The organism is Marinobacter halophilus (assembly GCF_003007685.1).
Classification (GTDB): Bacteria; Pseudomonadota; Gammaproteobacteria; order Pseudomonadales; family Oleiphilaceae; genus Marinobacter; species Marinobacter halophilus.
Map to the genome: position 1 here is coordinate 741,031 of NZ_PXNN01000017.1, position 13,050 is coordinate 754,080.

General features: G+C 55.4%; 13 protein-coding genes. 3 read left to right on the forward strand and 10 right to left on the reverse strand.

Annotated elements, in window-relative coordinates; genetic code table 11:
- Window positions 1-177: 177 nt before the first annotated feature.
- Together C7H08_RS17295 and C7H08_RS17300 are read left to right on the forward strand one after the other, a co-directional pair.
- Window positions 178-630 (forward strand): Lrp/AsnC ligand binding domain-containing protein, encoded by a 453-nt coding sequence (locus C7H08_RS17295; RefSeq protein WP_106673455.1) that lies wholly within the window; start codon window positions 178-180, stop codon window positions 628-630.
- 41 nt (window positions 631-671) lie between these two features.
- The gene (locus C7H08_RS17300) at window positions 672-1,811 is read left to right on the forward strand and encodes a glycerate kinase (RefSeq protein ID WP_106673641.1); all 1,140 of its coding nucleotides are present in this window, start codon (window positions 672-674) and stop codon (window positions 1,809-1,811) included.
- Here the strand turns inward: C7H08_RS17300 and C7H08_RS17305 are convergent.
- On the reverse strand, window positions 1,797-2,438 hold the full coding sequence (locus C7H08_RS17305) for a Crp/Fnr family transcriptional regulator (protein WP_106673456.1): 642 nt from the start codon (window positions 2,436-2,438) through the stop codon (window positions 1,797-1,799). The two genes, C7H08_RS17300 and C7H08_RS17305, sit on opposite strands and share 15 nt — an antisense overlap.
- Window positions 2,439-2,551: 113 nt before the next feature.
- Between C7H08_RS17305 and C7H08_RS17310 the strand changes: the two genes are divergently transcribed.
- Window positions 2,552-2,740 carry a YgaP family membrane protein gene (locus C7H08_RS17310; protein ID WP_106673457.1) on the forward strand — a complete coding sequence of 63 codons (189 nt, stop codon included), beginning with the start codon at window positions 2,552-2,554 and terminating at the stop codon, window positions 2,738-2,740.
- Between the two features lie 111 nt (window positions 2,741-2,851).
- On the opposite strand, the gene C7H08_RS17315 is transcribed toward C7H08_RS17310, so the two are convergent.
- The 9 genes from C7H08_RS17315 to C7H08_RS17355 form a co-directional block, all read right to left on the reverse strand.
- Entirely contained in the window at window positions 2,852-3,217 is a 366-nt protein-coding gene (locus C7H08_RS17315) for a MerR family transcriptional regulator (protein WP_106673458.1), read from the reverse strand.
- A complete protein-coding gene (ihfA, locus tag C7H08_RS17320; protein WP_044386556.1) occupies window positions 3,198-3,500 on the reverse strand; it encodes an integration host factor subunit alpha in 303 nt (100 codons plus the stop codon). The genes C7H08_RS17315 and ihfA overlap by 20 nt, the downstream gene beginning before the upstream one ends.
- A 3-nt stretch (window positions 3,501-3,503) precedes the next feature.
- Window positions 3,504-5,876, reverse strand: coding sequence for a phenylalanine--tRNA ligase subunit beta (pheT, locus tag C7H08_RS17325; RefSeq protein WP_106673459.1), 2,373 nt, complete (start codon window positions 5,874-5,876; stop codon window positions 3,504-3,506).
- Between the two features lie 72 nt (window positions 5,877-5,948).
- Window positions 5,949-6,947: a phenylalanine--tRNA ligase subunit alpha gene (gene pheS, locus C7H08_RS17330; protein WP_106673460.1), complete on the reverse strand. Its 999-nt coding sequence runs from the start codon at window positions 6,945-6,947 to the stop codon at window positions 5,949-5,951.
- Window positions 6,948-7,085: 138 nt separating this feature from the next.
- A complete protein-coding gene (gene rplT, locus C7H08_RS17335; RefSeq protein ID WP_106673461.1) occupies window positions 7,086-7,439 on the reverse strand; it encodes a 50S ribosomal protein L20 in 354 nt (117 codons plus the stop codon).
- Between the two features lie 50 nt (window positions 7,440-7,489).
- Window positions 7,490-7,681 carry a 50S ribosomal protein L35 gene (gene rpmI / locus C7H08_RS17340; RefSeq protein ID WP_106673462.1) on the reverse strand — a complete coding sequence of 64 codons (192 nt, stop codon included), beginning with the start codon at window positions 7,679-7,681 and terminating at the stop codon, window positions 7,490-7,492.
- A gap of 95 nt (window positions 7,682-7,776) precedes the next feature.
- Entirely contained in the window at window positions 7,777-8,316 is a 540-nt protein-coding gene (gene infC, locus C7H08_RS17345; RefSeq protein ID WP_106673463.1) for a translation initiation factor IF-3, read from the reverse strand.
- 2 nt (window positions 8,317-8,318) lie between these two features.
- The gene (thrS, locus tag C7H08_RS17350) at window positions 8,319-10,244 is read right to left on the reverse strand and encodes a threonine--tRNA ligase (RefSeq protein WP_106673464.1); all 1,926 of its coding nucleotides are present in this window, start codon (window positions 10,242-10,244) and stop codon (window positions 8,319-8,321) included.
- Between the two features lie 153 nt (window positions 10,245-10,397).
- Window positions 10,398-12,998 (reverse strand): TRAP transporter permease, encoded by a 2,601-nt coding sequence (locus C7H08_RS17355; protein ID WP_106673465.1) that lies wholly within the window; start codon window positions 12,996-12,998, stop codon window positions 10,398-10,400.
- Window positions 12,999-13,050 lie beyond the last annotated feature (52 nt).

A 13,050-nucleotide genomic window follows, 5' to 3' on the forward strand; every position in this document is an offset into this window, starting at 1 on the left:
GCTTACTGCATTCTAACGAAGCCCGCACAAGGTATTTACCTGTTAAACCCAAATCTGGTTTACTTTTGTCCTTTATTGAACCGATTATAAATACCTATTCGGCTACAAATTCACTAAACTTGGGACTTATCACCTTTTAATGAAAAATCAGACCGGTTATTACCAAGGATAGCAGTCATGGCGGATCTGGACAGAATTGACCTCTCCATCATCCGGGAGTTGCAGAAAAATGGCCGGATCACGGTGACAGACCTGGCCTCCAGAGTCGGACTGTCCAAGACGCCCTGCCAGACACGCATGCGACGCCTGGAAGAACAGAACTACATCACCGGCTACAGTGCGATGGTCAATCAGACCAAGCTGGGCCTGTCTCACGTAGCGTTCGCGCAAGTCACTCTCAATGACACCAGCAGCAAAGCACTGGCAGCCTTCAACGAGGCAGTGCGGCAGATTTCAGCGGTAGAGCAATGCCACATGATGGCGGCCAACTTCGATTACTTGCTGAAGATTCGCACCAAGAACATGGCCGAATACCGACAGGTACTTGGCGAACAGATTTCCAGCCTGCCCCATGTGCTGCAAACCAGTACCTTTGTGGTGATGGAAAGCGTTAAAGACCGGGGCCTTTAAGGTAAGGATAGACCATGGATCGCCCGAATGAACCATCCATATTGCGGGTTGTCATTGCCCCGGATTCGTTCAAGGAGTGCCTGCCCGCCGAACAGGTGGCGAGCGCCATCGCGCGCGGCTGGCGCAGAGGAGCCCCAGATGACAATATTGTGGAAGTGCCTCTCGCTGATGGTGGCGAAGGCACCACAGTGGCGCTGACCGAAGCACGCCACGGGCAACTTCATGCGGTTACGGTCAGCGGGCCGCTTGGTGATACGGTCACCGCACACTATGGACTGGTAGATGATAATCGCCTTGCGATTGTGGAAGTAGCCGAAGGCAGCGGACTGCATTGTGTGCCGGCGAAAGCCCGCGATGCGCTGAATGCCTCCAGTTATGGCACTGGTGAGTTGATGCTGGCAGCGCTGGCACATGGTCCGGACACTTTGGTCATGGGGCTGGGCGGCAGTGCCACCACCGACGGCGGCGCAGGCATTTTGCAGGCCTTGGGCGCCCGGTTACTGGACAGCCAGGGCAAGGATATCCCGCCGGGTGGCGCGGGCCTGGCACAACTCGCCAGCATGGACTTGAAACCGGCACTGGATCGCCTGGGTACTACCCGCCTGGTGGTGGCCTGCGATGTCCGTAACCCATTGCTCGGCTCTGACGGTGCCGCCGCCATTTTCGGCCCGCAAAAAGGTGCCAATGCCGATCAAGTGATTCAACTGAACGATAACCTCGCACACCTTGCCCGCCTGGTTCAGGCCCAAGGCATGGATATGGCGAGTTTCCCCGGAAGTGGCGCCGCCGGAGGCATCGGCGGGATGGTTGCCGGCGTTCTGGGCGCGGAGCTACGCCCGGGTATTGAGCTGGTGATGGAAACGGTGGCACTGGAGAGCCATGTACAACGGGCAGATCTGGTCATTACCGCCGAAGGCGCGATGGATTCCCAAAGTGCCTATGGCAAAACACCTGCGGGGGTTTCGGCACTAGCGAAACAATACGGCGTGCCGGTGATCGGCCTGGCGGGAAAACTCGGCAGTGAGTTGCAGGCATTGCATGATTCGGGGCTGTCGGCGGCGTTTTCGATTACCCCTGCGCCAATGGATCTTCAGGAAGCTTACGCCAAGGCGGCCGACAACCTTGAGCAAGCTGCCGAGCAGCTGGCCCGACTGGTGCACAGCCTGTCAGGCGGTCGTTAGACCGCTGACCAATCCGGTCAGCTCAATTTTGCCTCGTGCCAGCTTGACCTGCTGTCGCCTTTCAAGCTCCTTGAGCAATCGACTGACCACTTCGCGGGCCGTGCCCAGTTCAACCCCCAGTTCCTGATGGGTGATGGTCAGCACTCGCTGGCCCTGGGTAGCCCGGGCCAGCAACCACTCTTCCAGGCGCTCATCCATGCGGTGAAAGGCCACTTCCTCCACCAACAACATGAGATCATCCAGGCGCCGGCCATAAGACTCCATAATGGCCAACCGAAAATCTGCTGACTGATCCATCAACCGGTCGAACAGCCCTTTGGGAATAATCGCCACTTCCGCCGCTTCCTCAACCACCGCTTCGGCACGGTAACCACGGCCAGTCATCAGACACCCGATCGACAGAGTACAGATGTCATCGGCGCCCATTCTATAGAGCACGATGCCATGCCCTGACACCCCGGTCATCTGCACCTTAATGCTGCCACCTAGCACCAGCGGCAATCCTCTGCAATGCTCTCCCGCACTGAACAAAACCTGGCCGGGCGGAAAACGCATTGTGCTGATTTCATCCAGAGTGTCTTTGCGGAGGCTGTCATTGAGAGTTTCAAGAATGCTGTGCTTTGCCATGAACGACGCCCTGAGTGCTAAAAAGTTTTGCCCTCTGTGACTTTATCACTGAAGCAACGCCACTGCAGGCCTATAGTCAGACCATCACCCGACATCACACAGGAGAGATAAAGATGACGGTAAACATGGGTTCAGCGGACCGGATCATCCGTGCGATTGTAGGCATTGTCCTGATTGCCCTGGTATTTGTGGGACCACAAACGGCCTGGGGCTGGATTGGCTTGGTACCACTAGCCACCGCGGCCATCGGCAATTGCCCGGCCTACTCTCTGATCGGCATTAAAACCTGCAAGACCAAGTGAGCGGCTCTGGCCGGACATGACCGCAAAAAGGCCGGGGCGATTGTCGCCTCCGGCCTTTTTTCAGCGTGTACCTGCAAGGGGTCTTTGGCACCTCACCCTCACCGTTAGCGGTTAGCGAACAGGTGCGTTCAACACGTCCAGCACTTCCTCAAGCTCGGTGATCATCTGACGGATCAGTTGCTTGTACTGGGTAGTGTCGTCTTTTATTTCGGAGCTGCTCAGCTTTTGCTTGGCACCGCCGATGGTATAGCCCTGTTCGTACAACAGGCTGCGGATCTGACGGATAGTGATCACATCTGCCCGCTGGTAATAACGGCGATTGCCCCGGCGCTTGACCGGCGACAACTGGGGAAACTCCTGCTCCCAGTACCGCAGCACGTGTGCTTTTACCGCACACAGCTCAGCGACTTCACCAATCGTAAAGTAGCGTTTCCCCGGGATCGTGGGGAGTTCGTTGTTATGACTCGGTTCCAGCATACGCTTCTACTTTCTGCTTCAGTTTCTGGCCTGGTCGAAACGTAACGACACGTCGTGCGCTGATGGGGATTTCTTCACCCGTCTTCGGGTTCCTTCCCGGCCGTTGCTTTTTGTCTCTGAGGTCAAAATTGCCAAAGCCTGACAATTTCACCTGTTCGTTGTGGCTGAGTGCGCCTCTGATTTCATCGAAGAAAGCTTCAACCATCTCCTTGGCTTCGCGCTTGTTAAGTCCCAGCTCTTCGTACAAGCGCTCGGCCATGTCCGCTTTCGTCAAAGCCGCCATCTGTCAACTCCTCAGTGTTGCCTCCAACTCTTCTTGCAGGGCCTCGATAACCCCATTAAAGAGCGAGTGCACTTCATCCTCGTTGAGTGTGCGCTCAGGATGCTGCCAGAACAGGCTCAGCGCCAGGCTGCGGTTACCCTCGCCCAGGTTGTCCCCTTCATATACATCAAACACACGCAACGCCGTCAGATGTTCGCCGGCATGCTTACGGGCCACATGCTCAACCTGTGCGAACGCCACATCGCTTCCGATAATAATAGCCAAATCTCGCCGGACTTCCGGAAATTTTGAAACATCTTTGAAATTAGGCACATATCCAGTAACGATCGAATCCAAGAATAGCTCAAACATCAGGATCGTGCCATTAAGTTCAAGATTTTTCTGTACTTGTGGGTGCAGAGTTCCCAACCAGCCCACATGTTCGCCGTTGCGCAGCAATTCTGCGGTCTGGCCCGGGTGCAATGCCGGGTGCTGGCTGGCAACAAACTGAATCTCGATGCCCAGCAAACGGAACAAGCTTTCCAGTTCTCCTTTGACATCAAAGAAGTCGGCCGTTCTGCGACCGTTCACCCAATTTTCCTGAGTCTGGTTGCCAGCCACCACACCAGCCAGCATCGGCTGTTGATTGATATCAGCACCGTTTTTCTCAAAACGCAGACCCGTCTCAAACATGCGAATGCGTGGCTGCTGGCGATTCTGGTTGTGGATGACTGTTTTCAACAGGCCACTCCACAAGGTGGTGCGCATGACCGACAGGTCTGCTGAGATCGGATTGGCCAGAGCAATGCCCTCACGCTCCGGATCGAGCATCTGCTGCACCTTCGGGTCTACAAAGCTGTAGGTGATTGCTTCCTGATAGCCCTGGGCCACAAAGAAATTCCGGATCGCCGACAATGGCCGCACAGCCTCGTCCCGGGCCTTCAGGCCCAGAGAGCCGGTGGGTTCGGTAACCGGCAGATTGTTGTAGCCATAGATGCGCCCCACTTCCTCGATCAGATCCTCCTCGATGGAGATATCCGGGCGGAAGCTCGGCACACTGATTCGCCAGCCGTCCTTCAGTAACTTGTCGACGTGCAAACCAAGACGGGACAAGATCTCTTCAACGGTGGTGCGATGAATGGTCAGGCCAAGAACGCTGGCCAGACGCTGTTCCCGCAGATCAATGATTCGGGCTTCGGGCAGGCGATCGTTACTCGCCACCTCAACAATCTCTCCGGGCTCACCGCCCACGATTTCCATCAGCAGGCGAGTCGCACGCTCCATGGCGTCACGGGCCAACTGATAATCCACGCCCCGCTCAAAACGGTGGGAGGCGTCGGTGTGCAGACCAAACTGTCGCGCCTTACCGGCCAGGGTGATCGGATCAAAATAAGCCGATTCCAGCACCAGATCGCGGGTCTTCGCGCTCACGCCGGAATGCTCACCTCCCATGACACCGGCGATAGCCACCGGCTTTTCATGGTCGGCAATGACCAGGGTGTCCGGGGTCAATGCCACTTCCTGACCATCCAGCAACACCAGCTTCTCACCAGTGCTGGCCATGCGCACGACGATACCACCGGCAATCTCATCACGGTCAAAGGCGTGCATCGGCTGGCCCAGCTCCAGCATGACGTAGTTAGTCACGTCGACCGCAGCATCGATAGAACGGATACCGGAGCGGCGCAGCTTTTCCTGCATCCACAGCGGTGTTTCTGCCTGCAAATTCACGTTGCGCAGAATACGGCCCAGGTAACGGGGGCATCCTGTGGGTGCCTCAACCCGAATGTCCGGCACTTCGGAGTGCACCGCCTCGACAGCTACGATTTCAGGTGTATTGGTGACCAGATGGTTCAACACACTCACTTCCCGCGCCAGACCGCGGATGGACAGGCAATCGCTGCGATTCGGGGTCAGGTCAACATCAATGGTAATGTCATTCAGCTTCAGGTATTCAGCCACGTCCTGACCGGTTGGGGCATCGGCTGGCAGCTCCATCAGGCCGTCGTGGTTTTCAGACAGAGCAAGTTCGGATTCGGAACAGAGCATGCCTTCAGAGGGCTGGCCGCGGAGCTTCGCCTTCTTGATCTTGAAATTGCCGGGCAGGACGGCACCCACGACGGCAAACGGTACTTTCAGACCATCGCGCACATTAGGCGCACCGCAGACCACTTGAACCGTCTGGGTGCCATCACTGACCTGGCAAACGCGCAACTTGTCGGCATCCGGATGTGGCGTAACCGAGAGCACTTCGCCCACTACCACACCGGTAAATTCGCCCGCCACTGGTTCAAAACCGTCTACTTCCAGGCCGGCCATGGTGATCTGATCCATCAACTCCTGAGAGCCAATGCTCGGATTAACCCACTCGCGCAGCCACTGTTCACTGAATTTCATCGTTCTTGCCTTGTCCTGATGCGATTTATGCGGTTGATTCGGAGTCCTGTGTGCGCCGGCCTGCCCTCAGGCTTAACGGAACTGGCGCAAAAAACGCAGGTCGTTTTCGAAGAACATGCGCAGGTCTTTCACGCCGTAGCGGAGCATGGCCAGGCGTTCAACACCCAGGCCAAAGGCAAAGCCACGATATTCTTCGGCATCAATACCGCAATGCTCGAACACTTTCGGGTGCACCATGCCGCAGCCCATCACTTCCAGCCATTTGATGCTGCCATCCGGCTCCCGGCCCCACTCAATATCCACTTCCGCTGATGGCTCGGTAAATGGGAAGTAGGAGGGGCGGAAACGTACTTTCAAATCACGCTCGAAGAACACCCGAAGAAACTCTTCCACCGTGCTTTTGAGGTCGGCAAAGCTGACGTTTTTCTCGACCAACAGGCCTTCAACCTGATGGAACATGGGAGTGTGGGTCATATCAGAGTCGCAGCGATAGACCCGGCCCGGGCAGATCATTCGGAACGGCGGTTTACCGGCTTCCATAGTGCGGATCTGAACCGGAGAGGTATGAGTGCGCAGCAGCGTACCCGGATCGAAATAAAAGGTATCGTGCATAGCACGGGCCGGGTGATGACCCGGAATGTTAAGGGCTTCGAAGTTATGATAATCATCTTCGATTTCAGGCCCCTGCTCCACGCTGTAGCCGGCGCGGGCAAAAATATCCTCAATGCGCTGCAGGGTTCTGGTCACAGGGTGCAACCCCCCCAGATCCTGACCTCGGCCCGGCAAAGTCACATCAATGGATTCACCGGCCAGCTTCGCCTCAAGCGCGACCTTTTCAAGATCCGTGCGGCGCGTATTGATGGCCTGTTCAACCTGACCCTTGGCTTCGTTGATTTTCTGGCCGGCGGCAGGACGCTCATCCGCAGAAAGCTTGCCCAGGGTTTTCGCCTGCTGGGTGATGACCCCTTTCTTGCCGAGATATTCCACGCGAATGTGATCAAGTGCCTGAAGGTTGTCCGCTTGTTCTACCGCGTTCAAACCGTCCTGAACCAGTTGCTCCAGGTTTTCCATTGACCCTGCTCCAAACCAGAAATGGGGTAGGTTAAAACAAAAATAGGGGAAGAGCGTGCCCTTCCCCTATCAGAAGGCGCCACCATGATGTCATGAGGCGCCCTGATCGATCAGTAATCGATGAAAGAGCTTAAGCGATCAAAGAGACGCCTTGGCCTTCTCAACAACAGCAGTAAACGCCTGCTGCTCGTTCATGGCCAGATCGGCCAGAACCTTACGATCAATTTCAACATTCGCCTTCTTCAGACCAGCGATCAGACGGCTGTAAGACAAACCGTTGGCACGGGCACCAGCGTTGATACGGGCGATCCAAAGTGCGCGGAAAGCACGCTTGCGGTTACGACGGTCGCGGTAAGCGTACTGACCGGCTTTGATAACCGCCTGTTTGGCAACGCGGTATACACGGCTACGAGCGCCGTAATAACCTTTGGCCTGATTGAGAATCTTCTTGTGACGACGACGTGCTACCACGCCACGTTTTACACGAGCCATACTTTTGTCCTTTTACCTTTATACCTGAGCAAGAATGGTTGGCGGCTGAATCAGCAAGCCGTCATACGCTTGATAGACGCCACGTCAGACTTGGCAATCAGCTTGGTGCCGCGCAGCTGACGCTTACGCTTCGGGCTCTTCTTGGTCAGGATATGACTGGTGAAGGACTGCTTGTGCTTGAAGCCAGTCGCGGTTTTCTTGAACCGCTTGGTAGCTCCGCTTTTCGCTTTCATCTTAGGCATTTTTTAAAACTCCGCATTCTATTTTAAGTAAAACAATTTGTGCCCCTGAACGACAAATCCCCCGCTGGTGCGGGGGACCCATCACAGGATCAGGTTCACTTCTTTTTGCGGGGAGCCACAATCATGGTCATCTGCCGGCCTTCCATTTTTGGCCGCATCTCAACCGTTGCAATCTCTTCGAGATCCTTTTCAATCCGCTCCATGAGCTTCATACCGATTTCCTGGTGTGCCATCTCACGGCCACGGAAACGGATCGTGATCTTGCCGCGGTCCCCGTTTTCAAGGAAACGTATCAGGTTGCGTAGTTTTACCTGATAATCCCCTTCTTCAGTTCCTGGACGGAACTTAAGCTCTTTGACCTGCGTCTGCTTTTGTTTCTTCTTGGCAGCCGCCTTCGCTTTCTTCTCGTCGAAGATCTTCTTGCCGTAATCCATTATCTTACAGACGATCGGATCAGAATCCGTAACCTGCACCAGATCAAGGGTAACTTCTTCCGCCATCCGGATGGCTTCCTCGATCGATACAACCCCAACCTGATTGCCTTCGGCATCAATCAGGCGGACTTCCGTTGCGTCAATATTCTCATTGATAGGCGCTTTTGGAGTACGTCCACCCCGATTCGTTCGCTGTTTAATAATTAGATCTCCGTTTTGGTTCTGCCTTTGCGTTGAATGTCATCAGCCAACAGCTGTTCAAACGCTTCAAGCGATAGGGTTCCCAAATCTTCGCCTTTGCGGGTACGTACAGCAACCGCATTGTTTTCGATTTCCTTGTCGCCGACAACGACAAGATAGGGAACCTTGTTAAGAGTATGCTCGCGGATTTTAAAGCCGATCTTCTCGTTTCTCAAGTCAGCATTAACCCGATAACCCAAAGAATCCCATTTTTTGGCCAGATTTTGACAGTAATCACGCTGATTGTCGGTGATATTCAGCACCGCAATCTGTGTTGGCGCCAGCCAAGTGGGGAATGCACCTTCATATTCTTCGATCAGTATACCGATAAACCGCTCAAAAGACCCGAGAACTGCCCGATGTAGCATAACCGGCGTTTTCCGCTCGGAATTATCGGCCACATACTGAGCGCCCAGGCGACCCGGCATTGAAAAATCGACCTGAATAGTACCGCACTGCCACACCCGGCCGATACAGTCTTTCAGAGAAAACTCAATTTTCGGGCCATAGAAAGCGCCCTCACCTGGTAACAGCTCCCAGTCAACACCGACTCTATTGAGCGCTTCTTCCAGAGCAGCTTCCGATTTGTCCCAGACCTCGTCAGAACCGACACGTTTCTCGGGGCGAGTCGACAGTTTGTAAAGGATTTCGCTGAACCCGAAGTCCTCGTAGACTTCATGCAGTAGCTTGATAAACGCAGACACTTCTTCCTGAATCGCATCTTCTTCGCAGAAGATGTGGGCATCATCCTGGGTAAAGCCACGCACCCGCATCAGGCCGTGCAGCGCCCCAGAGGCCTCGTTGCGGTGACAGGAGCCGAACTCGGCCAGCCGCAGCGGCAAATCCTTGTAGCTTTTTAGGCCCTGATTGAACACCTGTACGTGACAGGGACAGTTCATGGGTTTAATGGCGTAGTCGTGCTTTTCCGACTCGGTGGTGAACATGGCGTCCTGGAACTTGTCCCAGTGCCCGGATTTTTCCCACAGTGTGCGGGAAACCACCTGCGGTGTTTTGATTTCTTTATAACCGTGGCGGTGCAGTTTGCCCCGCATGTACTGTTCAATCTCCTGATACAGCGACCAGCCATCCGGGTGCCAGAACACCATGCCCGGCGCTTCTTCCTGCATATGGAACAGTTTCAGCTTTTTGCCGATCTTGCGATGGTCGCGCTTTTCCGCTTCTTCCAGACGATTCAAATAGGCTTTGAGGTCTTTCTTGTTGCCCCAAGCGGTACCGTAAACCCGCTGCAACTGCTCGTTGTTGTGATCACCGCGCCAAAACGCGCCAGCAACCTTGGTCAGTTTGAAGGCTTTGAGCTTGCCAGTACTGGGTACGTGCGGGCCGCGGCACAGATCAATGAAGTCACCCTGGCGGTAGAATGACAAATCCTCTTCGCCAGGAATGTCCTCAATAATACGAACCTTGTACTCTTCGCCCATGCCGTCAAACAGCTTGACCGCTTCTTCGCGAGACATAACCGACCGGGAAACCGGCAGATCTTGCTTGGCAAGCTCTTCCATGCGTTTTTCAATACGCGCCAGGTCCTCATTGGTGAACGGGCGGTCGTATTTGAAGTCGTAGTAGAAACCGTTATCCACCACCGGGCCAATCGTGACCTGCGCCTCCGGGAAAAGCTCTTTGACCGCCATGGCCAACAGATGAGCAGTGGAGTGGCGAACGATGTCCACGCCGTCTTCGTCTCGCTCCGTCACAATGGCCAGTTCGGCATCGGTTTCAATCAGATGGCTGGTGTCAACGAGCTGGCCATCAACTTTGCCAGCCAAGGCGGCTTTCGCCAGACCTGCGCCAATGTCGGCGGCAACGTCATGAACGGTAACGGATTCTGCAAAACTGCGGTGGCTGCCATCTGGCAGGGTAATGACGGGCATGGAATTCTCCTGTGGTTTCTCAGCGGTGATCTATACCAAAGATCACATGGTTGCCAGCGTCCGCGATACAAACCGCGGGCTGGTTTGCAGACGAGTTTACCAGAAAAAAACCCGGCAACAATGCCGGGCTTTTGAGTAGTTCCAAGGAATCCGTCAGGCGGGCTCTGGTTGGGCGTCCTCGCGAGCCTTACGCTTGAGCTGACCAAAGGCCACCATGGCCAGCAACAGCAGGGCAGGAATGAACATCAGCTCACGGGGTGGACGGTCAAGCGTGGCCTGAACTGCCTCGATGTTCCAGCCAAATTCAATACCGGCTTTCTGTGCCGGACTTCCGAAATCGACAAAGCCAACCGAGAGCTGGTCTCCGAGATCCGTGACATCGAGGCCGACCGCAGACATCCGCTGCTGAGCCGAATCACCCGCCGGCATGTCAAATTTCACATAGGTGGTGGTGTCTCTGCCATCAAACCCCATGCCAGAGACCCTGAACACTACAGGCTCATCGACGGGGACGGTTTCGACATACTCCATGATTTCGGTACCCTGCCGCTCTTCGTATGGGGGATAAACCATATCCCACCAGTACCCGGGCCGAAACAGGGTGAAAGTAATCAGCACCAGCAACAGGCTCTCCCACTTGTAGCTTTTGGTAAACCAGAAGCCCTGAGTCGCCGCTGAGAAGACCAGCATAGCGGTGACCGCACTCGCAATGGTGATCAACAGATCTACCCAGCCGGTCAGGCCGATCAGCAACAACTGGGTGTTGAAGATGAACATGAACGGCAAGATTGCGGTACGGATATCGTAGGCGAAACCCTGGATACCCGTTCGTATCGGATCAGCTCCAGAAATGGCGGCCGCCGCGTAGGCGGCCAAACCAACGGGCGGCGTATCATCCGCCAGTATCCCGAAATAGAACACAAACAGATGCACAGCGATCAGCGGCACCAACAGCCCATTCTGGGCGCCCAAAGTCACGATGACCGGGGCCATCAGGGTGGACACTACAATATAGTTGGCCGTGGTGGGCAAGCCCATACCCAGTATCAGACTGATTACGGCAGTGAAGATCAGCATCAGCAGCAGGTTGCCGCCCGACAGGAACTCGACAAACTCGGTCATCACCAGACCAATGCCAGTCAGAGTGACAGTGCCAACCACAATGCCTGCGGTCGCCGTCGCCACACCAATACCCACCATATTCCGGGCACCGGTGGCCAGTGAGTGCGCAAGATCCATAAAGCCCCCGGCGAACTCGCTGAGCATGCCGCTGTGTTTACGGAAAAAAGCCTTCAAAGGTCGCTGAGTGACCACGATGAAGATCATGAACAAAGTCGCCCAGAAGGCAGATAACTGGGGCGAGAAGCGCTCCACCGTCAGGCACCAGACCAGCACCACCACCGGCAACAGGTAATAGAGCCCGGTTTTGACCGTAGGACCAACTTCGGGAAGCGCCCCCAAATCGGCCTCCGGCTCGTCTTCCTCCAGCTCGGGAAACCGTGTTGCGTAGCCAATAAGACCCACATACACCGCGATTAACAGAGGCCCAAGCACCCAGGGCGCGGCCTCACCCAAAGCGGATTTGACCCAGCCTACCCCGTAATAGACGGCGAAGGTCAGCACGATCAGCCCGATCAGCAACACCACCCAATTCAGCATGCGTTGGGCCAGAGTTGGCCGGTTCAGGCGCTCCACACCTTCCATTTTCAGCTTGCAGGCTTCCAGGTGGACGATGTAGATCAGTGCCACATAGGAAATCAGCGCCGGCAAGATAGCGTGTTTGATGACCTCCAGATAAGAAATACCCACATACTCCACCATCAGGAAAGCCGCGGCCCCCATGATGGGAGGTGTCAGCTGGCCGTTGGTCGAAGCAGCCACTTCAACGGCACCAGCCTTGACCGCTGGAAATCCGACGCGTTTCATCAGGGGAATGGTGAAGGTGCCGGTTGTAACCACATTGGCGATAGAGGATCCGGAGATCACACCGCTCAGGCCGCTGGACACGACGGCAGCCTTGGCCGGGCCTCCGCGCATATGCCCCAACATGGCATAGGCCACCTTGATGAAATAGTTACCGGCCCCTGCCCGTTCAAGCAGAGCGCCGAACAACACAAAAAGAAAGACGAAGCTGGTGGAAACGCCCAGCGCAACACCAAATACCCCTTCCGTACCCAGCCATTGGTGTGACGCCAGTTTGTTAAGACTGACACCCTTGTGAGCAATGACATCCGGCATGTACGGGCCGGCCAGCGAATAGGTAATAAAGATGGCAGCAACAATCGCCAGCGGCAGGCCCAGCGCTCTGCGGGTGGCTTCAAGGAGCAGGACCAGACCAGCCATAGAAACCCAAAGATCCACCGTAATCGGGGCCCCCGGGCGTGTTGAGAGTTCGTTGTAAAAAACGTAAAGGTAAGAAGCCGTAAAAGCCGCAGCCAGCGCCAGTACCCAGTCATAGACCGGCACTTTGTTGGCGTGCACGCCCTTGATCATCGGGAAGGCAGAAAAGGCCAGAAAAACCGCGAAGGCGAGGTGAATGGAGCGCGCTTCGGTGGAATTGAATATGCCAAAATTCAGAATAAAAGGCAGCGGTGAGGCGATCCAGAGCTGAAACAGTGACCAGCACAACGGTATGACAAAGAGGATGACAGACGCGGGTCCGGTGAGCGCCCTGCCTCCGACTTCTGTCTGTAAAACTTGATTGACCTTGGCGGCATCAGTACCCGCCCCGGCACCGGGGTCGTTCTTTGCCATAGCATGTTCCTGTGGTGGGATATAGCCAGACTGGAATCAACAGAGCGGGCCG